15 protein-coding genes are annotated in these 23,224 nt (G+C 56.0%); 9 read left to right on the top strand and 6 right to left on the bottom strand.

Annotation, left to right across the window (positions count from 1 at the left end; translation table 11 throughout):
- The first annotated feature begins 13 nt into the window (after nt 1-13).
- Nucleotides 14-3,421, top strand: coding sequence for a DEAD/DEAH box helicase (locus HPC62_RS00205; protein ID WP_172353235.1), 3,408 nt, complete (start codon nt 14-16; stop codon nt 3,419-3,421).
- Between the two features lie 184 nt (nt 3,422-3,605).
- Here HPC62_RS00205 and HPC62_RS00200 read toward each other — a convergent pair whose 3' ends face one another.
- A complete protein-coding gene (locus tag HPC62_RS00200; RefSeq protein ID WP_225910590.1) occupies nt 3,606-4,931 on the bottom strand; it encodes an IS110 family RNA-guided transposase in 1,326 nt (441 codons plus the stop codon).
- 361 nt (nt 4,932-5,292) lie between these two features.
- On the opposite strand from HPC62_RS00200, the gene HPC62_RS00195 reads away from it, so the two are divergent.
- The gene (locus HPC62_RS00195; RefSeq protein ID WP_216655309.1) at nt 5,293-6,585 is read left to right on the top strand and encodes a site-specific DNA-methyltransferase; all 1,293 of its coding nucleotides are present in this window, start codon (nt 5,293-5,295) and stop codon (nt 6,583-6,585) included.
- A gap of 5 nt (nt 6,586-6,590) precedes the next feature.
- Nucleotides 6,591-7,463 carry a DNA methylase gene (locus tag HPC62_RS00190; protein WP_172353234.1) on the top strand — a complete coding sequence of 291 codons (873 nt, stop codon included), beginning with the start codon at nt 6,591-6,593 and terminating at the stop codon, nt 7,461-7,463.
- Nucleotides 7,464-7,526: 63 nt separating this feature from the next.
- Here HPC62_RS00190 and HPC62_RS00185 read toward each other — a convergent pair whose 3' ends face one another.
- Nucleotides 7,527-7,787, bottom strand: a complete 261-nt coding sequence (locus HPC62_RS00185) for a DUF3146 family protein (RefSeq protein WP_068508581.1) — start codon at nt 7,785-7,787, stop codon at nt 7,527-7,529.
- A 461-nt stretch (nt 7,788-8,248) separates the two neighbouring features.
- Nucleotides 8,249-9,793, bottom strand: a complete 1,545-nt coding sequence (locus tag HPC62_RS00180; protein WP_172353233.1) for a calcium-binding protein — start codon at nt 9,791-9,793, stop codon at nt 8,249-8,251.
- Between the two features lie 920 nt (nt 9,794-10,713).
- On the opposite strand from HPC62_RS00180, the gene HPC62_RS00175 reads away from it, so the two are divergent.
- The 4 genes from HPC62_RS00175 (at nt 10,714) to HPC62_RS00160 (ending at nt 18,700) form a co-directional block, all read left to right on the top strand.
- On the top strand, nt 10,714-12,471 hold the full coding sequence (locus tag HPC62_RS00175; protein WP_225906788.1) for an ABC transporter ATP-binding protein: 1,758 nt from the start codon (nt 10,714-10,716) through the stop codon (nt 12,469-12,471).
- A 546-nt stretch (nt 12,472-13,017) separates the two neighbouring features.
- Complete coding sequence (locus HPC62_RS00170; protein ID WP_172353231.1) at nt 13,018-14,070, top strand: peptidylprolyl isomerase; 1,053 nt, start codon at nt 13,018-13,020, stop codon at nt 14,068-14,070.
- Nucleotides 14,067-17,051 carry a type I secretion system permease/ATPase gene (locus tag HPC62_RS00165; protein ID WP_172353230.1) on the top strand — a complete coding sequence of 995 codons (2,985 nt, stop codon included), beginning with the start codon at nt 14,067-14,069 and terminating at the stop codon, nt 17,049-17,051. Before HPC62_RS00170 ends, HPC62_RS00165 begins: the two co-directional genes overlap by 4 nt.
- Before the next feature lie 68 nt (nt 17,052-17,119).
- Complete coding sequence (locus HPC62_RS00160) at nt 17,120-18,700, top strand: HlyD family efflux transporter periplasmic adaptor subunit (protein ID WP_172353229.1); 1,581 nt, start codon at nt 17,120-17,122, stop codon at nt 18,698-18,700.
- On the opposite strand, the gene HPC62_RS00155 is transcribed toward HPC62_RS00160, so the two are convergent.
- The 3 genes from HPC62_RS00155 to HPC62_RS00145 all read right to left on the bottom strand — a co-directional run bounded on the left by HPC62_RS00155 (nt 18,697) and on the right by HPC62_RS00145 (nt 21,832).
- The gene (locus HPC62_RS00155; RefSeq protein ID WP_172353228.1) at nt 18,697-19,620 is read right to left on the bottom strand and encodes an Npun_R2821/Npun_R2822 family protein; all 924 of its coding nucleotides are present in this window, start codon (nt 19,618-19,620) and stop codon (nt 18,697-18,699) included. The genes HPC62_RS00160 and HPC62_RS00155 overlap by 4 nt on opposite strands.
- A gap of 31 nt (nt 19,621-19,651) precedes the next feature.
- Complete coding sequence (locus HPC62_RS00150) at nt 19,652-20,668, bottom strand: Npun_R2821/Npun_R2822 family protein (protein WP_172353227.1); 1,017 nt, start codon at nt 20,666-20,668, stop codon at nt 19,652-19,654.
- A 144-nt stretch (nt 20,669-20,812) separates the two neighbouring features.
- Nucleotides 20,813-21,832 (bottom strand): glycosyltransferase family 10 domain-containing protein, encoded by a 1,020-nt coding sequence (locus tag HPC62_RS00145; protein WP_172353226.1) that lies wholly within the window; start codon nt 21,830-21,832, stop codon nt 20,813-20,815.
- 489 nt (nt 21,833-22,321) lie between these two features.
- Between HPC62_RS00145 and HPC62_RS00140 the strand changes: the two genes are divergently transcribed.
- Complete coding sequence (locus HPC62_RS00140; RefSeq protein WP_172353225.1) at nt 22,322-22,552, top strand: hypothetical protein; 231 nt, start codon at nt 22,322-22,324, stop codon at nt 22,550-22,552.
- Nucleotides 22,525-23,118 carry a DUF1643 domain-containing protein gene (locus HPC62_RS00135; RefSeq protein ID WP_172353224.1) on the top strand — a complete coding sequence of 198 codons (594 nt, stop codon included), beginning with the start codon at nt 22,525-22,527 and terminating at the stop codon, nt 23,116-23,118. The genes HPC62_RS00140 and HPC62_RS00135 overlap by 28 nt, the downstream gene beginning before the upstream one ends.
- Nucleotides 23,119-23,224: the final 106 nt, after the last annotated feature.

Raw genomic sequence — 23,224 nt, 5'->3', positions numbered from 1 at the left:
TGCTGCCTTACCCATGACCTCCTCCTCCTCTACCCTCAATCCCACCGTTCTCGAACCCCTATTTGCCCCCTGGCAAGAACCCAACGCCCATCGCGTTCGGGCAGAAAAATCTGGCGACCCCGCCGTGGTAAAACAGGGACGCAGAGCATCCCCGATTGAGGTGGTCAATAACCTGCGGGCAGCGGTGCGGGAGTGGCGAGAAGCTTTCTACATCGGAGCCAGCGACACCACGATTCAATTGCTCAACCACTGGTTTAACCGCGCCCACCGCAAAACTACCCCAGACGGTGAAGAATTTGAGTTTCGTTACTACTTCTGTCAGCGAGAAGCGGCAGAAACCCTGATTTACCTCAAGGAAGTGCGGCGGATCGAATGCCTATCCCAAATCATTGCCGAATTTGGTGGCGCGAATGCCGAATTACAGGCATTGGGCATCACTGAAGACGAAGATGCCTGGAGCCGCTACGCCTTCAAACTGGCAACGGGGGCAGGCAAAACTAAGGTCATGAGCCTGTGTATTGTCTGGAGTTACTTTCACGCCCTGCGAGAATCCGACTCGGAGATGGCACGGCATTTTGTTGTCATTGCCCCGAACCTGACGGTCTACGAACGGCTCAAAGAAGACTTTGGCAATGGGCGCATCTTCGACGAAGACCCCCTGATTCCCCCTGAATGGCGCGGCGATTGGAACCTCTCTGTGGTGCTACAGGACGAAGCCAGTGGTGCCGCTACGGGTGGGACGCTCTATCTCACCAATATTCATCGTCTCTACGACACGGCCAAACGCAAAAAGAAAGCCGAGGAAGATACCTATGCCTGGATGGGGCCAGCCGTCTCAAAAACCAAAGCGCTGGATACAGGAGCAGCATTGCGGGATCGGATCACGGCCCATCGTCGGGTCATGGTGCTGAACGACGAAGCCCACCATGTCTGGGATCCCGGCTCGGCCTGGAACGAAGCCATCCGCACCCTGCACGAAACCATCCTGGCTCGCAGCAGTTGCAACCTGGTAGCCCAACTGGATTTTTCCGCCACCCCCAAAGACAACAAAGGGCTACTGTTCAAGCACATCGTCTGCGATACACCCTTGGGTGAAGCGGTGGATGCCGGAATTGTCAAAACTCCCATTATCGGACAAGCCAACCGCAAGTTAGTCGAACAAGCCGACGACAACGCCGCCTACCGCTGGGAACAGCATTTGCTCCTGGGTTACGAACGCTGGAAAGCCAGCCAAGCAGAATGGCAAGCCAGCGGCAAAAAGCCTTTACTGTTCATCATGTGCGATGACACCGAAGCGGCGGATCAAATTACCCAACGCTTCAACACCGACCCGTTATTTGAGCAACTCAACGGCAAAACCATCAACCTGCACACCAACCTGAAGGGCAAGCTCAAAAAAGTGGGACGAGGCAAGGATGCCCGCTATGAATTTGTCGAAGACGAAAAAGCCATCAGCGACGATGACCTGAAGGCACTGCGAAAACTCAGCCGCGAACTGGATAGCAACGCCAGTCCCTATTTCTGCATTGTTTCCGTGCTAATGCTACGGGAAGGTTGGGATGTGCGAAACGTGACCACGATCGTGCCTTTGCGTCCCTACAGCTCTAAAGCCAATATTTTGCCCGAACAAACCCTGGGTCGAGGCTTGCGTCGCATGACTCCCCCCGGTCAAGCCAATGAACTGGTGACAGTAGTGGAACATCCCGCCTTTGCCAGCCTCTATCAGCAAGAACTTGCTCAAGAAGGCTTGCCGCTGGAAATTGTGGAACTCGATCGCGTTCCTGCCACAACGATTTCCATCTTCCCCGATGAAGCCCACAAAGATGTCAATGCGCTGAATATCCAGATTCCTTCCCTTTCCGCTGGCTTTCGCATTGTGCCCAAACTGGAAGGCTTGACGATTCAGGATGTGAAAAAAGCGTTTAAGCCCTACCGTCCTTTACCGTTGGGCAAACAGGGCAACAACGAAATTCAGTACGAAGGACGACACCTGTTTACGGGCGAAGTGGTTGAGAAACTGCAACTTAATCTACCGCTGTTGGCATCGGGAGTTGGTGCCGTCTCCTACTACGTCAAGCAACTGGAAACCATTTGCAAATTACGGGGATTGCATCCCATTCTGGCTCCTCTGATTCAGACCTTTCTCGAAGAAATCCTGTTTGAGCAGAAAACCACCCTATTCGATCCAGCTCTGGTGGCTCGGTTAGCTGACTCCGATGTAGGTGAACACTTGCGGGCGGTGTTTGTGCCCTTGATCCGTAGCCGCACCACCACTACCGAAGAACGGTTAATGGTTGAACCACCCAAATCCCTCAATGCCTGGAAACCCTATCAGGTAACCCTGAGTGAACGCCGTCCCGCCCTGGAAGCGGCAAAAACCCTGTTCAACCTGGTTACCTGTAATCGTGAGTTAGAAGTAGCAGTGGCGAAGTTTTGCGATCGTGCCCCTGATGTGGCTGCCTTTGCCAAAAACGCTGGATCACAATGTCTGCGAGTTGACTATCTGGCAAATGGCGATCGCCTTGCCTTCTATACCCCCGATTTCTTCATTCGTACTCTCGATGGTCACTACTACCTGGTCGAAACCAAAGGGCGAGAAGATCGGGATGTACCCTTGAAAGCCAAAGCAGCGATCGCTTGGTGTGAGGCTGCTTCGAGTGAAACAACTCAATGGCACTACCTCTACATTCCCCAAGACGTGTTTGAGCGCATGGCAGGCGATACCATTGCTGAATTGGCTCGTGCCTGTGCCCCTGCCCTGCAAAACCTGCTCCAATCTGAGGAATTCCAGGACTTGCCTCTGTTTGTAAATTTGGGGCAGGTGGATGAAGAAGCTTCTGAGGTCGATAGCCTGATTGATCCAGCGATTCTCAATGCTCTGCCTTCTCGCTATCGCCGTGCCGCCGATCAATCTGTCATGCTCTACCGCTTCTTCGAGAACAAAGAGGGGATGAATTACGCCCCTGTTTTCACCGCTCTGTTGGGTTCGATCGATGAAGTGGCGAAAGGCTTTCTGGTACGGCGACTGCAACCAGAAATGCCCGTCACCGTAGAAGACCAAAAAGCCTGGTTTGCTCCCTATCTGGGCGGTGTAGACCGTAAATCTGAAGACTATTACCGCAAACTGGCACAAAATCTGAAACGAACGCTGGTGTTTAATAACGGGCTGTCACTGATTGGCTTACTGCGATCGTGTTTAGACTATGCTCTCAACGACACAACAAAAATTGGTGGTGTGTTTGAAGCCTTACAAACTCAGTTGCGATTTCAGGGTGGGCGTAAGTTTTTGGAAACTGTCACCCGCATCAACGACTTTCGGAACACCTACATTGCCCACCAGGAACAAGAATTAACCGATAAGAACTTAGCTGAGCAAGAACTCAAAATCTGGATTGAGGCATTGCATATGATTGGAAAGTAAGCAAGATGTAGTTGCCAAGCGAGATAACATAGGCCCTGAGGGAGACGGAGTCAATAGATAGCCGTGAAGAAACATTGAGTCAATGGATACACAAAATCTAAACGCAGCAGATTATAAGTCAGCCTCATGCTGACTGCATCACATTCATCGCCACATTCCCAAAAGCGTTCCGTTCGTTGAATTGTTACGTGTGTTTTAGCGTAACTTGAACCCTAGAATTACCGCACTCACCTCCTGCACTCGTCATCCCCTCAAGCGGACTTTGGACTAGCATCGCCGCTAGCGGCGACCTCTTCCGCTGGAGCGCCGCCAGATAGCGGTCTTCGTCATAGGGCACTCGGTCTTGCCAGCAGCGCCAGAGAATCCGTCCCCACTTATACGCCAGAGCGCGAATCGCTTTGGGATGACTTTTGCCCGATCGCCGCTGCTGCTGATAGAACGCATTGGCCCACGATGAGTGCCGCCGCGACTGGTCAGCCCACTCTACAAAGGACTGCCGCAAGAACTTTGGACAACTCCAGCGCCAATGCGTCCAGCGTTTCTTGCCACTCTCCTCTTTGACCGGTGCAATGCCGATATAGCTCATAAACGCCTGGGCGCTGCCGAAGCGACTGCGGTCATCGCCAAACGCAATCAGTAGCCGGGGCGCAAGATGGGGTCCTGCTCCGGGTAAAGCATCGAAAAACGCCGCATCTGGCAAAGACTGAAACAATTGCTCAATCGTTTGATTTAACTCATCGAGTCGATGCAACAGCGCCTTGAGCTGAATCACCAGCGTTTGCACCAGCCATTGCATCGGTTCAACAATCCCTGGGTCTTCTGTCAGGGGTATGCCAGCGGTTTGGATTTGGTGAATGCGCCGCTCAATGGCGCTCCGGCGGATGACTCGATGAGACTGGAAGAACAGAGTCAATTCCTCAGCCGAAACCGCTTGGGCAGAGTGGAGGTCAGGGTATTGAGTGATAAAGTCACAAAACACTTGGGTGTCTTTATCCTCAAACCACTCCAGCACTTGAGGATAAAAGTTCTTCAAAGCAGCGGTGATGCGATTGGTCAGTCGTACCTTCTCTCCCACCAGCATGCGGCGGGATTCACTCCACTGCCGCAACGCTCGCAGTTCACAAGATGCGGCTTGCCACGGGGGGATCTTGTCTGGGTGCTTGAGCAGCAGCTCAATCAAAATCTGGGCATCTACGGGGTCTGATTTTGCTCGTGAGGGCTGAAAGGCTCGTCGATAGTTAGAAACCGTGCGCGGATTGATGGGAAACAGCACTAGGTTGTCGTACTGGCACAGCGCGTAAATCAGGGGTCCTCGCTTTTGCTCCAGGCAGATGGCAATTGGGCTGTTGCCGTATCGCTGTTGCAAGGTCGCAACCCAGTTGGCAATCTCTTGCGGTTGAGCGCCAATCACGCTGTATTCTCGCTGTGCGCTCTCGGGGTCGTACAGACAGATGTCGTGTTTGCGATCTGACCAGTCAATGCCGATGTAGGCGACAAAGGTTCTTTCCATCAGCTAAGTTGGGGATAGTTTGTTGTCTGGAACTGGGCTGCCTGCTTCTGAGCGAAGAGATTATGGAAGGTGTCTGTCACCACTCCCTGAGAATTCGTTGAAGGAAGCTGGTCAAGGTTGAGGCGATGCAATATGTTAGTAGACATCGAGATGTCTGACGTTGGATGGTCGTCCTCAATCCCTAGCCCAGTTCCTTTTCCTATTACCATTTCTCTGGCTCTTAGTGAGCTGTATGAGAGGAGCGAAGCGATATGTTAGTAGACATCTGACTGTCGCTCAATGCATGGTCGTCTCCTCTCTGTTGCGGTTCTGTCTCCCCATAAATCGTTGGGCGGACACTAGGAATAGCGGGAACTGACGGATGCTGAAATCACACCAAACCGCACTATTTCCCGAGATGGACCTGCCTCACTTTAGTGAGGGTGCGTCGGGAACCTTCGCCGACAACGCGAGACTGCCCGTGCATCGGTGGTTCCGGTACAGCGCCGGGTTCAGCGGAGCGTGGGCCGCGGACGTGATTAGGCGGGAGGGCAAAGAACGAGACGTTCGGGTATTCGATCCGTTCGCAGGCAGCGGTACCACGCTCATCGCCGCCGAGCAATGCGGCGCGGAATGTTGGGGAATCGACCCCCATCCATTTGTGGCTCGCGTCGCTCAAGGCAAGCTGGCCTATCGAACATCTCCCGACGTGTTCGTAGATCGCGCGAAGCGCGTGCTTGCAAGCGCACGACGGCGGACGCCCGCGCTTGACTCGTATGCGCCGCTCATCCGCAAATGTTACACGGACGACGCCCTCGCTCAGCTAGATTGCCTCCGGCGTGCAGTCGAGGCCCAAGCGGACGACTCGGAGGCTTCTCTGCTCGTGTGGCTTGCGCTCGCCGCGATCCTCCGCCCAACTTCGCACGTCGGGACTGCGAACTGGCAGTACCTCCTTCCGAGCCGTCGAAAGGCGCGCGTTCAAGAGCCCTTCGCAGCCTTTGACGACATGACGAGCACGATGCTCCAGGACATGCGCGCGACCAACGGCCTCGATACGCCGCGGGCAAAGTTCACTGTGGACGATGCTCGCTCGTGCGAGAGCGTCCCAGCGGACACATTCAACCTCGTCGTCACATCGCCGCCGTACCCGAACAACTACGACTACGCCGATGCGACCCGCCTGGAACTGACCTTCTTCGGCGAGATCAAGGGCTGGGGCGACTTGCAGGACAACATACGCCAGCACCTTCTCCGATCCTGCACGCAGCACGTTCCCGATCACGCGGTGGACCTTCCGGCCATACTCTCACGTGCCGACTTGGACCCGATCCGTGACGAGCTCACTTCCGTGTGCAAGGAACTTGGAGAGGTTCGACTTACTCGCGGAGGCAAGAAGACCTACCACAACCTGGTCGCATGTTACTTCCTCGACCTGGCTGAAGTTTGGCACGCCCTGCGGCGCATGTGCAGCTCCCCGTCCAGGGTGTGCTTCGTAATCGGTGACTCGGCTCCCTACGGTGTCTACGTCCCCGTGATCGAATGGCTTGGAAAACTGGCCCTTTCCGCGGGCTTCAAGAGCTTCCACTTCGAAAAGACCCGCGACCGCAATACCAAGTGGAAGAACCGAAAACATCGCGTCCCGCTCTGCGAAGGCCGCCTGTGGGTTGAGGGGTAGCTCGCATGGCACAATCACCTGCACATAGGCTTGGGCAGATCATCGGTGAGGAGTTGGAGCGGGCGATTCACAAACCGCTGCAAGAAATCGCCGAAGAGTTTGGACTCTATCTCGACTACAAACACCCACGCCCGGCACGTGGCGGCAAGAGAAAGGTCGCTTGGACGGACTCGCGTGGGAACGTGCACGACCTCGACTATGTGCTGGAGGAGGGCGGAAGCGAGGAATCCCTTGGGCGCCCGCGCGCCTTCATCGAGTCGGCGTGGTGCCGATACACAAAGCACTCTCGGAATAAGGCGCAGGAGATCCAAGGTGCTATCGCGCCTTTGTCCGAGACCTATCACGATTGCCACCCGTTCCTCGGCGCCGTGTTGGCGGGCGTCTTTACCGACGGCTCGCTCGCGCAGTTCCGCTCGCACAAGTTCAATCTCGTCTACTGCCAGTACGACACCATCGTCCAGGCGTTCGCGAGCGAGGGCGTGGATGTGGCCACCGACGAGAGAACGAGCGAAGGCGATTTGCAGCGGAAGGTAGATGCTCTCGACCGACTCACTGAAGCCCAGCGCGAACGGATCGCCGAAGAAATCCGAAGGCTTCACGCAGACCAATTCGATCAATTCTTCTACGAGCTGAGGACTTGTCTGAACCGCATGATCGAGCACGTTTTCGTCCTAACCCTTTCGGGTCTGTCGCGACAGCTCGCTTCAATTGAGGATGCAGTTCGTTTCGTTGAGGAGCACGACGAAGCGGCTCCGGCAAGCGAGTTCGTTCGCTACGAGTTAAACATCAGGTACACGAACGGGGACGAGATTAGAGGCAGCTTCCGAGAGAAAGCTAAGGCAATCGATTTTCTTCGGTCATTCGCACGGAGCGTCTGATGGAATCACCGCACAGCCGCCCAACAACCGGTTGCAGCGTTGCAGCGTTGCAGGGGCCAGGCTTCAAATTTCTGCCCGAATGGTAAATGAATAGTCGCCGCCCAGTTCTAGCTGATAGTCACTGCGCTCCAAAAAGCGCTCCAGAGGGTCTTTGATCAGCGCCCGCCCCAGCGACGGCTGCACAATCAGTTGCCCCTGCCGAAAGCACCACTGGAACTGCCACTCGTAGGCATTCGCCCGCACTTCGCCTTCAATTTTGCCCTGCTGCCAGGATTGATGGGTAATCCGAACGTAGGCGGTGGTTTCAGGAAGGCGCTTGCTCATCGAAGAAGGAAGGGGTCAAATGCTTTCCACTATAGGCACGGGGTCGGCGCAAGTTCAAGGGCGATCGCCATCAACCTCAAAAAACATTTAGGACTTACGCAGTTGGACAATTTCTCGCGGGCGCAGCCCGCGAGAAATTGTCCAAAATCCAGAAAGCTTATTGCAAGTGCGTAAGTCCTGACATTCTCAGAAAACACTGACAACCCCAATCCACACAAAAATCGCCCCACAGACCTTACGCACTTGCGATATGCGTCTAGGTTTTGGACGATTTCTAGCAGGCTGCACTCAGAAGAAATCGCCCAACTGTATCAGTCCCATACCCCAAAAGAATGCTGCACAAACCCATCACATAGGGTTTATGCAGCAGTTTTAGTGAATTCGCGTCGTCAACATCTAACGCAAGAGACAAAAGACTTAACGAACGATGAAAAGGGCGGGCATGAACGGGCGATCGCCCCTTACACCACAAAATCGCAGGAGCTAAGCTGGCTCACGGCGATTCCTTCTAAAACCGCCAGCGTATTGAAGAACTTACCTGCTTGCTTGCCATTCCTATCAATTTGAACCAGCGTATTTCCCTCACGTTCGATCAACCGCACAAACGTGTTGAGCCGCTGATAGTTGCTGCGTCCTGCAACCTGGAAAGGAGCGCGGGCAAAGATGCGCCGCAGGTCAATCACGTCAACCCCTGGCTGATAGTTTTGGATCAAATCCGTTCCGTGATTAACCCGGCGATAAACAAACATATCGCGGTCTAGACCGCCGATGAGCGTGTCATTTCCTGCACCGCCAACAATCGTGTTCTTGCCGCCGCCGCCATTGATCACGTCGTCGCCTCGTCCGCCCACCAGAAAATCTCGCCGTGGGCCACCCGTCAGGCTGTCATTACCCTGTTGACCGCGGAGGATGTTCTGCCGCTGACGCACCTGCAATACATCATTCCCCCCACCACCAAACATCTCAAAACCGCCACCGGGTCTGTAGTCTGCCCGGTTAAACTTGCGGGCCCTTGCAGGGGAACCTGCGGCTGCGGCTCGCCAACTGCGAGGACGGCCAGGCTGTGTAGACACCAGTTCTACCGTCAGCGTGTTGGGCCCACCTGTCAACGTCAGCGGCTGCAAGCGACGCTGCCCTCTGAGGGTGAGGAAAGGGACAGGCGTGCCGTTTCGGCATCTCAGCGGAATCGCCGCAAGACCCGTTTGACCATCCCCCACAATCACATCACCAGGAAGCGTCCCTGGACCGCCGGGGCCGGTACCACCGCCGCCACCGCCAGGGCCGCCGGGGTCAGTACCACCGCCGCCACCGCCAGGGCCGCCGGGGTCAGTACCACCGCCGCCACCGCCAGGGCCGCCGGGGTCAGTACCACCGCCGCCACCGCCAGGGCCACCAGGATCGATGATGGGGCCGCCGCCACCGCCGCCACCGCCAATCAAACTACTATCCAGACCTTGTTTGAAATCTAGGAAGTTTTCTGCGGGGGTATTGTCTACGAAGGTGTAATCAACCTGCTGGCCGGAGACCAACGAGTTGTAGAAGTTTGCGAGAAATGTGGGGTCTTGAGTGAAAAACCAGCCTGTGTCTAGCTCTTCATTGGCAAAACCAAAATTGGGGCGGTTAGAGCTAACTGGATTTCCCAGACCGTCTGTGGTGATGGTTTCAACATCGCTCCAGTTGCCGATGTCGAAACCGTTGAGGAGGAGTCGGTTTTGGTTAAAGTCAAAGTCTGAGGGCGCGTTATCCCCGTCGAACAGGGTAACGCGCACTGCAACCCGACTTAGCCCGCCGCCGAGCGTATTGATAAAGGTGGGGGTTAGCTCAGTCTGGGTGCCGATGAGTTGCTGGCTAGTGGTAACTGTACCTTCGTACAGATCAGACGCAGCAAGCTGTGCAACAAGGCGCTGACCATTGGCACCAACAAGGTCGAGAACGATACCACCGATGATGGTGACACCGCTGGGCAGAGCACCGCCTGCGGGAGAAACATTAGGATCGATTGCCATGAAATTTTAAACCCTGGTAACAAAAAACAAACGTCAATAGAGCATGACTCAAATGCTGAGGTCAATCGCTGAGGTCAATCTCAGAGGGAACGATGTCTGTTTCGTTTGACCCTGGGGTTACGACACCAGACATTGGGGAGACAGCAAACTTGGCATGAGCGCAGTTTTCGCGAACTCGCTCTAGTTTTCTCATGCTGCTTTTCGATCGTGAATCGCCAGTAGATTGCCTGATTTTTTGAAAACGCGAAACTGAAAATGCGAGAGAGGAGCGCCTAATCCTCTGTTTTTTCGCGGCCTGCGTCTATCACAGGCTCTTGAAACAACTCAAACAGTTTATATTGCCAGTACCCGGTCATAATAGAGCTATATCCGTATATTCTAGGAGACTTTGTTCTTTTTTCTTTACATTTCAGTTTGATTTCGGTATGAGTTGCTAGTTTTTACAGAGGTATCCCAACTAGAACATCTCTACTCCAGGAAGTTTAGAGAAGGGCTGCAATGCCCGATTTGCGAGCGCTCTCTGTGGATGCAGGTAGAAATTCTTCGAGCGACTCTGAATGCTTGACAGGCTTGATAGGTTAGGAAAGTCTGAAGGGATTAGCCTACTCAGCCATTTGTCAACCGTAATTTGCCTGATGTGTGGATCTGGAACTGGGGGGCGATCGCCCTTAGAATACTCTTCCGAAAGTCTCCAACGTTTTTCCTTTTGCGGCTGTAAGCCTGGGGCGATCGCCTCTATCGCCACGTCGTTGCTTCCTGCCCCCGGTTTCTGGTTCATTGGAGTCAGGACTAACGCACTTGCGACAAGCTCCTTGGATTTTGGACAATTTCTTGCGGGCGCAGTCTGCAAGAAATTGTCCAACTGCGTCAGTCCCAGGATTATTCGGGATATTCGGAATATTGATTTGGCTAGATTTGCTTTGGATTCTCGGTCTGGCTATCGGCGACTGCTGCCCTATCTCAAACCCCACTGGGGAACTGTGGTGCGGGCGTTTTGCTGCACGCTAATTTTTACGGCGGCGTGGCCGCTGCTGGCATGGCTGGCGGGGCGGCTGCTGAGCTTTTTGGTGGCGGGGGACGTGCGATCGCTGGCGCAAATGGCGGGCATCGTAGCGGGCGTGTTTTTGGTGCAAAAGATTGCTCAGTACGGGCAGGATGCGCTGATGGCCAAGGCTGCTTTGGCGATCGCCCTCGACCTCCGCACCCGCACCTACGCCCACCTGCAAACCCTCAGCCTTGGATATTTTGAGCGGGCCCAGACGGGCGACCTGTCCTATCGCCTCACGGAAGACATCGACCGCATCGGCGAAGTGGTCAACAAAGTGTTTCACGACTTTACGCCCTGCGTCCTGCAACTGGTTTTCGTGTTCGGCTACATGGTGTATCTCAACTGGCAGTTGACCCTGGCCAGCCTAGTGATGGTGCCGCTGATGGGGCTGCTGATTAGCTGGTTTGGCGATCGCATGTTGAAGATTTCGCGCCGCAGCCAGTCCCTCGTCTCCGACCTATCTTCCCTGCTCACGGAAGTGTTTAGCGGCATCCGCCTGGTGCGGGCCTTTGCCGCCGAAGATTATGAAATTCGCCGCTTTGCCCGCGAAGCCGAGCGCAACCGTCGGGCAAAATACGCCGCCGCCTGGCTCAAGGCAGTGCAATATCCCGTGGTGGGCTTTATGTACGCCGTCAGCGTGCTGCTGCTGCTGCTGCTGGGGGGCTGGCAAATTTCGCGGGGCAACCTGACGGGCGCACAGTTTGGCAGCTACGTCTTTGCAGTGGCGATGCTGGTAGACCCGATCGCCCACCTCACTGACAACTACAACGAGTTCAAACAGGGGCAAGCCTCGGTCGATCGCATTTTTGAACTGCTGGACGTGGAACCTGCTGTCTACGAAGCCCCAAACGCCCTCGTGCTGCCGCCCGTCACAGGCAAAGTGGAATACCGCAACGTCAGCTTTGCCTATCCCCAGCCAGGGGTTGGGAACCAGGATTCTGCTCCCGCTCCATCACCCGTCCTCCACCAACTCAGCCTGCTGGCCTTCCCTGGCGAGGCGATCGCCCTGGTCGGCCCCTCCGGCGCAGGCAAAACGACGCTGGTGAACCTGCTGCCGCGCTTTTATGACCCGCAGCAGGGGCAAATCTTAATCGACGGCGTGGATATCCGCACCGTAACGCTGTACAGCCTGCGGCGGCAGATCGGCATCGTTCCCCAGGAAACGGTGCTGTTTTCCGGCACGATCGCCCAAAACATCGCCTTTGGCCAGACCGATTACGAGCGGCAAGCAGTGGTCGAAGCTGCAAAAATCGCCAACGCCCACGCCTTTATCTCCCAATGTCCCGATGGCTATGACTCGTGGGTGGGTGAGCGCGGTGTAAACCTGTCGGGCGGACAGCGCCAGCGAATTGCGATCGCCCGAGCCGTGCTGCTCAACCCGCGCATTCTGATCCTGGACGAAGCCACCTCTGCCCTCGATTCCGAATCCGAAGCACTGGTACAGGAAGCGCTGGAGCGGCTGATGCAGGGGCGCACTGTGTTCATCATTGCCCATCGGCTGGCCACCGTCCGCCGCGCCGATCGCATCCTTGTGTTAGAACAGGGGCGCTTGGTGGAATCCGGCACGCATACAGAACTCTTGGCGCAAGACGGACGCTATGCCCAGTTCTATGCCCAGCAGTTTGCATAGCGTGCGTCGCAGTTTGCATAATCAGCTTCACAGTTGGACTTACGCAGTTGGACGATTTCTCGTGGGCTGCGCCCACGAGAAACCGTCCAAAACCCAGAAAACTTATCGCAAGTGCGTAAGTCCTGAACGGTTTGGCTTAAGGGGTCGTATACTTTAGCAGCTTGCCCATCCTCTGAACAAACCGTGCAAAAAACCTGCGAGCAACCATCCTGCTGGATAAATCTTCTGACTGAATACTCAAAAGTAGAGAATCGTCCAAGATTTGGGAATGCTATGCCTAGCAACGCGCTGTGTCCGTAAATATTCGTCCAGAGATTCACCGAAGGTTCATGGGTCAAAGCTAAAAGTTTTCGTAACTGTCCTTTGATTTCTAACTCTGGAAACCCATAATTTAGTTTGGGGCTGTGTGACTGGGATTATAAAACTGGAATTGCATGACTGGAATTGTATTACTGGGCTGGGGCTAAGGATTCGTAGCTAGACACCAAGTGCCTGATAGTTAACCATGACGCATCAGGATTTTCCGCTGTTGATGGATGGATTTGCATGGGACACGTATTGCAGATTGGGAATCGGTCGGTCACATCGGAAGAATTGCCGTCGCTGCTGGCAGGCTATCAAATGCTGCCGCAGTTGGTGCAGGAAGTGTTGATTGATGAGGCGATCGCCCCCATCACCTGCGCCGAAGAAGAACTCATCGGGGCCCGCGAACAGTTCTACGCCCAGCACCAGATCGTAGACGAAGCCACCCGTCAGCAATGGCTAAACCGACACGGCATGACCCTGGCTCAGCTCGATGCCCTGGCCACGCGATCGCTCCGCATCGAGAAGTTCAAAGAAGCCACTTGGGGAGCCAAGCTCGAATCCTATTTCCTGGAGCGCAAGAGCAAGCTAGATAAAGTCATCTACTCGCTCATCCGTACCCAGGACATGGGCATCGCTCAAGAAATCTACTTTCGGGTTATGGAAGGCGAACAGAGCTTCGCCGAACTTGCCCGCACCTATTCTCAAGGGCCCGAATCCCAGACCGACGGGCTGATTGGCCCGGTGGAGCTAAGTGTGCCCCATCCCCAACTGGCTCATATGCTCTCTATTAGCCAGCCGGGGCAACTCTGGCCGCCCCACCGCATTGGCGAGTGGATTGTGATCATTCGTCTGGAAAAATTCATCCCTGCCCAGATGGATGAGCAAATGCGCCGCCGCCTGCTCAACGAGTCGTTTAACCAGTGGCTCCAGCAGCAGTTGGATGACGTGTCGCTGAGTCCTCTGGCGGATGCGCTACCGGCGGATGCGCTTGCTACCGAATCCCTGCCCACCGTCGAACCCAGCGAGCCTCCTGCGGCAGACACATCCTCCCAGCCACCAGCCTCCTCGTCAACTGCCCCACCCGCAGAGCCACCTGCCAAGCCCGGAGCGCCCAAGCCGCCCTCTGGTGCAGCAGGCGGACAAGGCAACGGCGGACATCCCCCCGCTGCCCAACCCCAGCTCGTGCCGACCTCGATTTTGCTGAGTGTGCCCGATCCAAAAGCCGTAAAACCAACCACGTTATCGTCTTCCCCGCCTGCCGCCCCCACCGTTGCCCCCATTGTTGAATCATGACGTTTACCCAAAACCTTCCCAAAGAGACGGTTCAAGAATTTCTGGCAACGGTCTTTCCGTTTACCCAGCTTTCTAGCGCGGTCCTGGCTCGTCTGCTCGAACAGGTTCAACCCTTCCGCTACAAGATGGGGCAGGCAATTTTGGTGCGCGAAAAAATGCCCGCCCAGGTGACGATTTTGTATGAGGGGCAGGCGCGATCGCTCGGCTATGACCCCCGCACCGACAAGCCCACCACGCTGGGGCTGTTGCAACCGGGCGCGGTGCTGGGGGCGGTCAGCCTGATGCGCGGCGTGGCCTGCGAAACGGCGATCGCCTCCGAGGAATCTATCTGCCTGACGCTGCCCGCCCGCGTCTTCCTAGATCTGCTGGAAAAAGAGCCAGCCGTCGCCAGCGCCCTGTCTGCTCAGGCTGCGCCGATTGAGGTGTTTGATCTGCTGGGGGAAGAACTGTCGCGCCAGGCCGACGGCACGCTGGATCTGAAGGAGTTGACCCACGCAGGGCTATCTCAGGCAGAGGTGCGCTGCATTCCGCCGGGAACCTTTGCCACGCACTCGCTCCAGCGCGATCGCCTGTGGCTGGTCAGCAGCGGCGAAATCACGGGCTACCCTGTTGGCAGTCGGCTCAATCTGGGGCTACTCGACGAAATCGAGGTGGCGGGCGAGAAACCCGCGCGGCTGGTCAGCTTTCCGCTATCTCTGTTCCGCCGTTCTGCCCCAGAAGACCCGCAAGACACCAATCAGGCAGACGCAACCCTTGGAGCGCTCGATATTCCCTACGCGCCCGAACGCCCAGAGGAACTGGAACCCGTCATCATCGACAGCAAGGGCAAGGCAAAGGAATACCCCATCGTGCGCGGGCGGGGGCAGCTAGAAGCGACGATGGCCTGCTTCCAGATGCTTTGCCAGCACTTGAATCTGCCCTTCCGCCGCGATGTGGTGCGCCGCATTTTGGTGAACCAGATGGAGCGCACGGGAGGGCTGCCGCTGGATCTGTGTGGGGCGATCGCCGAATTCATGGGCCTCAGCGCCCAGTTGGTTACCGTGCCGGCCCAATCCGTCGGTCGCCTGGAAGCCCCCGCAATGGTGCGCTGGCAAGATCGCCCCGTGCTGCTCTACAGCGTCAGCGAACGGGAAATGGTGATCGCCGATCCAGAACTGGGGCTACTGCGCCGCAAGCCGTCGGAGTTTGCCGCCACTTGGGGCGAACAGGGCGACGTGCTGCTGCTGCGAGCCACCAAGCAAACGCCGCAAAAGCGCTTTAACCTCAGTTGGTTTTTGCCCTCGGTGGCGAAGTATCGCGGCGTGCTGCTGCTGGTGTTTCTCGCCTCCTTCTTTGTGCAGCTTTTTGCCCTGGCAAACCCGCTGATGATCCAGGTGATCATCGACAAGGTGATCGTGCAAAACAGCCCCGACACGCTGCAAGTGCTGGGCATTTTGCTGCTGCTGCTGGCATTCTTTGAGGCGCTGCTGGGGGCGTTGCGAACCTACCTGTTCGTAGACACCACCAACCGCATCGACATGACGCTGGGGTCGCAAATTATCGATCACCTACTGCGGCTGCCGCTGCGGTATTTCGAGAAACGTCCTGTGGGCGAACTCTCCACCCGCATTGGGGAACTGGAAAATATCCGCTCTTTTATGACGGGCACGGCGCTGACGGTGGTGCTGGATGCCTTCTTCTCCGTTGTCTACATCGTTGTCATGCTGTTCTATAGCCCGCTGCTGACGCTGGTGGCGCTGGCGACGATTCCTTTCTTCATTGCGCTGGCGGTGATCTTTTCGCCGATTATCCGCAACCAATTGCGGGTCAAGGCGGAACGCAACGCCGAAACCCAGTCCTATCTGGTGGAAGTGCTGGGCGGCATCCAGACCGTGAAAGCGCAGAATATGGAACTGCGATCGCGCTGGCAGTGGCAACAGCGCTACGCCCGCTACGTCAGCGCCGGATTCACCACGGTGCAAACTTCCACCTTTGCAGGCTCCCTCAGCAACTTCCTAAATCAGCTTTCGGGCTTGCTGGTTCTCTGGGTGGGCGCGTATCTGGTGCTAAAGCAGGAGCTTAGCCTGGGGCAACTGATCGCCTTCCGCATCATCGCAGGTTATGTGACGAGTCCTCTCTTGCGCTTAGCCCAGCTCTGGCAAAACTTCCAGGAAGTGGGCCTGTCGATTGAGCGCCTCAGCGATATCGTGGACTCCGCCCCTGAAGCCGACGAGCTAGATAGGCTCAATATTCCCATGCCGCCGATTCAGGGCGAAGTCGCCTACGAAAACGTGTCTTTCCGATTTGGCACGACCGGCCCGCTCCAACTCAGCAATATCAACCTGGAATTTGCCCCCGGCTCCTTCGTCGGCGTTGTCGGCCAGAGCGGTTCCGGCAAGAGTACCCTGATGAAACTGCTGCCTCGCCTCTATGACCTGGAATCGGGGCGCATCCTGATTGACGGCTACGACATTACCAAGGTAGAACTCTATTCTCTGCGACAGCAAATTGGCATTGTGCCCCAGGACACGCTGCTGTTTGACGGCACGGTGCAGGAAAACATCGCGCTGAATGCCCCGGATGCCTCCGCTGAGGAAATTATCGAAGCGGCCAAAGTAGCGGCGGCCCATGAGTTCATTATGGGTTTGCCGAATGGCTATAACACCCGTGTTGGTGAACGGGGTGCGTCGCTTTCGGGCGGTCAGCGCCAGCGGATTGCGATCGCCCGCACGGTCATGCAGAATCCGCGCCTGCTAATCATGGATGAAGCCACCAGCGCCCTCGACTACGACTCCGAGCGTCGCGTCTGTATGAACCTGGCGGAGCATTTTCGCGGCCGCACCGTCTTCTTCATCACTCACCGCCTCAGCACCATCCGCCACGCCGATCTAATTCTTATGATGGATCAAGGCTCTGTTGTGGAGCAGGGCACCCACGAAGACCTGATGGCCATGCGCGGCCGCTACTATTGCCTCTATCAGCAGCAGGAAGCGCAGCTTTAGAGATAGCCAGTTCCCAGCTTTCTGCTAGCGCTCTTGCACCCCACCCCTTCTCCCCTTTCCCCCACCCCATGACTCAGACCTCCCCCAGACACAACGGAAACGGAGCCGCCAACGGTTCTGCCAAGACTCCGATTCAGCCGGAGGAGACGGAACTGGTGCTGGTATCCCCGGACGAAGAAACAGGAACCCAGTTGCCATCGCAAAAGCAGGTACGGGCCCAGGCGTTTGACCAGCCCGTGATCTTGCAGCAGACCTCGCTGTGGTCAAAGCTGGTGGTCGGCGGCATCATCGGCGTGACTTCGGCAGTGCTGCTGTGGGCCGCCGTGGCGCGGATTGAGGAAGCAGTGCCTGCGACGGGCAAGCTAGAACCGGGCGATCGCGTTCAGGAGATACAGGCTCCTGTGGGCGGCGTGGTTCAGGAAATTTTGGTAGAAGAAGGCGAGCGAGTCCGGCAAGGACAGGTTCTCATCCGCTTTGACCCGACGGCCGCCGCAGCCCAGCGCCGTTCGTTGGAGCAGGTGCGCGATTCCTACTTAGCCGAAAACCAGTTCTACCGTAGCGCCCTCAGTGGCATCTCTCTAGAGCCATCCAACCAGCCCCAGAGCATTCCCCCCGAAATGCGGGCGCTGCTGACCAACCGCGCTACCCTTGCCTCGGAGACAGCGCTCTTTCGGGCGCAGGTCTATGGCGGAAATGGCAGCTTTTCTGACGAAGAGCGGATTCGCCTGTCGGCAAGCCAGCTTGAGGCACAGTCTCGCGCCGCCGCCGCCCAGCTTGAAGTGGCCCAGCTCCAGCAGCAGTTAATCCAAACCCAGGAGCAGCTTTCCACCGCCCGCCAAACGCTGGCCATCGACGAAGGCATTTTGCGCGATATCGAGCCGCTTGCGGAACAAGGGGCACTCTCACGGATTCAAATGCTGCGACAGCGCCAGCAGATGATGGATCGTAGGGCAGAGGTGAATCGGCTCACGCTAGAACAGCAGCGGTTGAGTTTAGCAGTGGATCAGGCTCGTCAGCGCCTTTCCAACACCGTCGCCACGACTAGCACCGACCTGCTTGCCCGAGTTGCCGACAACGAAAAGCGGATTGCAGATATTGACAGCCAGATTAACCGGGCGATCGTAGACAACGAGCGCCGCATCGCCGAAATCAACAGCCAGCTTAGCCAGACCGAACTCACGCTGAAATATCAGGAGCTTCGCGCCCCCATTGATGGGGTGGTGTTTGACCTGAAGGCGCGGGGCATTGGCTTTGTGGCTAATACGAGCGAGCCGATCCTGAAAGTCGTGCCCACAGATAACCTGCTGGCTGAGGTCTATATCACCAACAAAGACATTGGCTTTGTTAGCGAGGGGCTGCCTGTAGACGTGCGAATCGACTCTTTCCCCTTCAGCGAATTTGGCGACATCAAGGGAGAAGTGGTGAATATCGGCGAAGATGCGCTGCCTCCAGACCAGATTTACCCCTTCTATCGGTTTCCTGCCAAGATTCGGCTGGATAGCCAGACCTTGAAGGTGAATGGCAGAGAAATTCCGCTCCAGTCGGGGATGGCGGTAACGGCTAACATCATTACGCGCGATCGCACGGTGTTGAGCATCTTCACTGACCTGTTCTCGCGCCGCATCGAGAGCATCAAAACCGTCCGCTAGGATTGCCAGGGCAGGCGGAACCGAAATTTGGGCGATCTGGGCGATCGCAGTTTCGACTCATTCCAGTCATTCAAGTCGCGGTAGTGCTGCCACAGCGCCCAGTAGGGACACCCCGGCTGGAGTCGGAAGCCAGCCCAGTGCAAATATTGCAGCGGCTGATTCATGTTCGGGTCGAACAGCCGCCAATCCCGCTGGCGAAACTTGCTGCCGGCCCAGTTTCCCGGTGCGCCGCCGGATCGATGCACCAGGTTAAACCGATTGGAAATTTGCTTTAGCACTAGATAATTAATAATCGGCTGATCGGACGTTTTTTGGCTAAAGTCGAAATAATCAGGATGAGCCGCACATTCTGCAAAGACAGCTTCCAAGTCTGAGGCAGAAATCAGCCCGGTTTTGCTGCCCCAGAAGCCACAATTAAAGATTTCCGCCAGGACGCTTTCGCTAAACCCTGGAGCCTCTAGAATCGCCGGAGTAAACACATTTTGAATGCCGCCGCGATGCTGATAGTCGCAGCAGATAAAGTCGTAAGTCTGCAAATGCTCTAAAACCGCAATAATGCGTTCAAACACCACAATATCGGTGTCGATATAGAGAAATCGACCGGGTTTTCCAAACCATGCCGCCTGCTTGCGAAACTGCTGCGGCCGTGTAAAAAAATCGCTGCCAAAGGTTTCCTCAATCGTGGCATCCAGCCATTCCAAAATGGTCAAATCGGGAAACAGCGTCACTCCAAAGCGATCGCCCAAAACCGCCGCTGCCTCTTTATATTTGTCGTTGTAGGGAATCAGCACGACGGGCGTTTCAGGATCATAGAGCCGAATGCTGTTGAGCAGGGCGATCGCCTGATCCAGCACGCGATCATTGCCCAAAATATAAACTTGATCCTGATGATCCTGATCTTGCTCCTTTGGTTTATTCATCCGCCCACCGAATTCAGACTCCTCATCTTCTCTATCCAAACGCTAGCCGCAACTTTTTCAAGATTCGTTTCACGACCCCAGGCTTTGCCAAAACCCTCTTACCACGGGACTCCGGCTGCTTTTCTGGTTCATACAAATAGCGATAGTGCAAGAAGGTTTCTCGGTAGGGAAAATCCACATTTCTGCCGCTACAAAGTTGATTGAACAGATCGGCAGGTAGCCCAATGTAATGCAAGTAAGTCAGCGGATGTCCGCGATCGTAAACCCGGCCCGCTTGCTCAACAAAATGGCTGGAGGTGACGGAATTTCCTGTTGCCTGTTCAGGGGGCAAATGCAGTGCCAGGTTATGAATTGAAAACGATGCGCTTTCACGCTGAGCAAGCCGCATGGCCATGTAGTTCAAAACTGACTGATTGGGCGCATTGGGATAGAGGATTTCTGCTTCTCCTGCGGCAAGGTGCTGCAATAGCCAGTCGCGCTGTTCTGCCGAAAATGCACCCCGTCTACCCGCAAAGCACCCTGCACAAAAGATAGCGCGATGAATCTCAGCGGGGCTAAACACTTCTGGCAATTTTGAAGCAGTCACATCAAAAATGTGTGACGGATCTTTGTGCTGAAAGTCGTAGGTGACAAGCGAATGGGAATCGAGCGCTGCAAAGAAGATTTGGGGTGAATTGAGCAGCAGCGTATCGGCATCTAGATAAAGAAATCGGTCGAACGGCGCACGCCCATCAAACGCCGCATAGCGTCGGTTGGAGGTGAGTCGATAGACATCAGCAATGCCCTTCTTGCGCCAGGTGGCGATCGCCGTTGGATGCCTCTGCCACACCTGTCGCGAAAACGCCTCCCACGGGGCAAACAGCGCCGGATCATCCAGCAGCATCACCTGCGGACGAGGGGCGATCGCCGCCTGCACATTCGTCAGACGGTTGTCGTAGGCAATCACCGCCACGGGCATCTCGCGCCCTGCATGAACCTCAATGCTGTTCAGCAGCGCCACCAGTTGGTTGCACACGACATCATTCGCCAGCGTATAAATGCCGTCCATTCAGCCCCTTGATATCAGTTTTCCCCAAGCGGAGCGACGAATGCAATGACTGGAAGCCCCACAGACGATTGACTGGCACTTGACTGGCACTTGACTGGCACTCCAAAACCGCAAATCCAAAATCGAGCATCGATATGATTCTCTCTAAGCCCGAATCCCTAACGCTTCTGCCCTCACTGCCAGCCAGTTTAACAAGTTCAACTCATGCAGAATAACCTGACGCGCTTCGGCGATCGCCTCCTTTGCAGCGTACCAAGCTTCCGGCGTGGCAGTGATGTTGCGGATGTAGGCAATGCCACGCTCATCCAGGCTGGGCAGCCGCAAAAAACTGCCAGAGGGCAGCAGCCGATCTGCCGCGCTACCGCCGTAATAAATCGGCAAACTCCAAGCTAGCAGGGCATCCCACAGCTTCTCGCTCACGTACCACTCGTTGTCGGCAAAGTTTTCAATCGCCAGGTTGTAGGTGTAAGGGGCGATCGCGTGCCATTTATCCGCCACCGGGCCAAACGTGCGGATCTGCCCCCGGTTCACCTGCGCCCAGTCTGGCAAGCCCCGCCCGTACAGGTCAAAGGGCACGTCACTGGCTTGCAGCCGCCGCAGGAAATCTAGCCGATGGCGATGATTGGCTGTGCGGTCGATGCCCGACGTGATCCAGCTACAGGGGCGGAGCTTTGCGGGCGGCGGCGCGGCTTGCAAATAGTCAAACGGCTGCGACACATACCAGATAGCAGGCATAGGTTCCGACACGGGTGCAAAGTCGTCGGGCCCAGACACCACGCCGCACCACTGCTGCGCCCGTCGATAGGTGTCGATTCGCGCCTGTTGCTTTTCGGGAAAGGGCGGCTCCCGGTAGGAAAACAGAATTTGTTCGGGGGAGAGCGATCGCACTTTCTGCTGAAATTCTCTGACCTGCCCCGCATTGCTGGACTGCGCCTTCCGCCACGGCCAGCGAAACCTTCCTGCTGGTGCAGCGTCGTCAGCCGCGTCGCGGGGAAAGTCGTGGAAGTTATACAGCAGCAGCCCGTCGGGATTGGGGCAATTCGCCAACACCTGAATTCCCTTCCACAGCCCAAAGGGGTGCGGACTCTGCCGCCACAGCCAGTCCCACGGCGGCGGACGGAGGTCAGCATAGCTGCTGATCATGCCAATGGTGACACTGCCCATAGAAATCAGCCCCTTTGGGGTGTCCAGAGAATGACTGTGCTACAACACAGTGCGTCAAATCGTACAGCAGGGTCGGGCGTGCCGTCCGCTTCAGAGCGACTTATACGCTGCTCCATGCAGAAGCTCCGTAGCAGAGGCTCCGTAGCAGAGGCTCCATACTGCGTAGCAGAGGTTCACATAGCATAGGTTCCACAGCACAGGTTGCATACATAGGAGTTGCTTATATCCCGTATAAGGGTTAAGTATGTTTTCAATTCAAGACCACGCCATTTTCAGGAAGATAGAGTGGGATCAGGGAACTCCATAGGGATTCCCCACCGTCAGACAAAACAACTGTCAGACAAAACAACTGTCAGGTATAACAACCGTCAGGCACAGCAGAAGCGGAACGCTCCCTGAGAACATCCTTCTAGGAGACTCCCTTCTAAAGCGTTCCTCGACGTTTGTGAGGATTTTTCCGTTTTTGATATCGAGTGTTTGATTTGGATCATGTTGCAGCAAACTGAAAATTTTGTCTCTCGCGATCTCCAGTCCACGCTAGACCAGATCGCCTCCGGTGCCAAAGACCGCAAAGATGAAATCGTAGATCTGCTCAGTAGCGAACAGCCCAAAAAGAGCCGTCAGATTGATGCCGTCTTTGATCGCTGCATCTGGTGGGAAGGCTGCTACTATTGCCAGGACGAGCAGGGGCAATGGCAGCGCGTCAAGTGTTTTATGTAAAAGATGTAAAAGACGCTCACACACTGCAAACCACTCAGCCAGCCGTTCAGCCATCTGTCCAGCCAGAGATTCAGCCAGCAGGGGCAACCTTTGACCCGTCGGGGCGCTATCGCTACGCGCTGTGGCGTATGTGGGATTTTGCTGCTCCTCGCGTGGTGTTTGTCATGCTCAATCCCAGCACGGCCGATGCCGAGCGCAACGACCCAACGATTCGCCGCTGCATTGGGCTGGCAAAAGCTTGGGGCCATGGCGGGCTGGAGGTGGTGAATCTGTTTGCCTATCGGACAACGCGGCCCCAAGACCTGAAGCAGGTGGATGATCCGATTGGGGAGGCGGGCGATCGCCCCCTCATCACCGCTGCCGAACGAGCAGCTCAGATTATTCTCGCTTGGGGCAACGGGGGATCGCTCTATCAGCGCGATCGCGCTGTGCTGGCACTGTTGTCGGGCTATCCGCTTCATTGCCTGGGCCTCACCCAGCAGCAACAGCCCCGCCACCCGCTCTACGTACCCGGCGGAACCCTCCCCATCTGCTATTCGCCACCCAGCGAATGTACCAAAGACTGACGTAGCAGCCCGTGAGAAATCGTCCAACTGCGTAAGTCCTATCCAAAATCGACATGGGCAAACCAGCAACCCAGCAATGCTGTTACGAACTGCGTGGCTGTTACGA

The sequence above is a fragment of the Thermoleptolyngbya sichuanensis A183 genome (assembly GCF_013177315.1).
GTDB classification, from domain to species: domain Bacteria; phylum Cyanobacteriota; class Cyanobacteriia; order Elainellales; family Elainellaceae; genus Thermoleptolyngbya; species Thermoleptolyngbya sichuanensis.
The sequence above is the reverse complement of the archived record's forward strand: the minus strand, read 5'-3'. Positions and strand labels throughout refer to the sequence as shown.

Bases quoted from the DNA above. Each gene is read 5' to 3' on its own strand.
- HPC62_RS00200 (WP_225910590.1), bottom strand. From the start codon at position 4,931: ATGGAAAGAACCTTTGTCGCCTACATCGGCATTGACTGGTCAGATCGC.
- HPC62_RS00205 (WP_172353235.1), top strand. From the start codon at position 14: ATGACCTCCTCCTCCTCTACCCTCAATCCCACCGTTCTCGAACCCCTA.
- HPC62_RS00180 (WP_172353233.1), bottom strand. From the start codon at position 9,793: ATGGCAATCGATCCTAATGTTTCTCCCGCAGGCGGTGCTCTGCCCAGC.
- HPC62_RS00150 (WP_172353227.1), bottom strand. From the start codon at position 20,668: ATGGACGGCATTTATACGCTGGCGAATGATGTCGTGTGCAACCAACTG.
- HPC62_RS00195 (WP_216655309.1), top strand. From the start codon at position 5,293: ATGCTGAAATCACACCAAACCGCACTATTTCCCGAGATGGACCTGCCT.
- HPC62_RS00135 (WP_172353224.1), top strand. From the start codon at position 22,525: ATGGCAGCGCGTCAAGTGTTTTATGTAAAAGATGTAAAAGACGCTCAC.
- HPC62_RS00145 (WP_172353226.1), bottom strand. From the start codon at position 21,832: ATGGGCAGTGTCACCATTGGCATGATCAGCAGCTATGCTGACCTCCGT.
- HPC62_RS00170 (WP_172353231.1), top strand. From the start codon at position 13,018: ATGGGACACGTATTGCAGATTGGGAATCGGTCGGTCACATCGGAAGAA.
- HPC62_RS00190 (WP_172353234.1), top strand. From the start codon at position 6,591: ATGGCACAATCACCTGCACATAGGCTTGGGCAGATCATCGGTGAGGAG.
- HPC62_RS00160 (WP_172353229.1), top strand. From the start codon at position 17,120: ATGACTCAGACCTCCCCCAGACACAACGGAAACGGAGCCGCCAACGGT.
- HPC62_RS00185 (WP_068508581.1), bottom strand. From the start codon at position 7,787: ATGAGCAAGCGCCTTCCTGAAACCACCGCCTACGTTCGGATTACCCAT.
- HPC62_RS00140 (WP_172353225.1), top strand. From the start codon at position 22,322: ATGTTGCAGCAAACTGAAAATTTTGTCTCTCGCGATCTCCAGTCCACG.
- HPC62_RS00165 (WP_172353230.1), top strand. From the start codon at position 14,067: ATGACGTTTACCCAAAACCTTCCCAAAGAGACGGTTCAAGAATTTCTG.
- HPC62_RS00155 (WP_172353228.1), bottom strand. From the start codon at position 19,620: ATGAATAAACCAAAGGAGCAAGATCAGGATCATCAGGATCAAGTTTAT.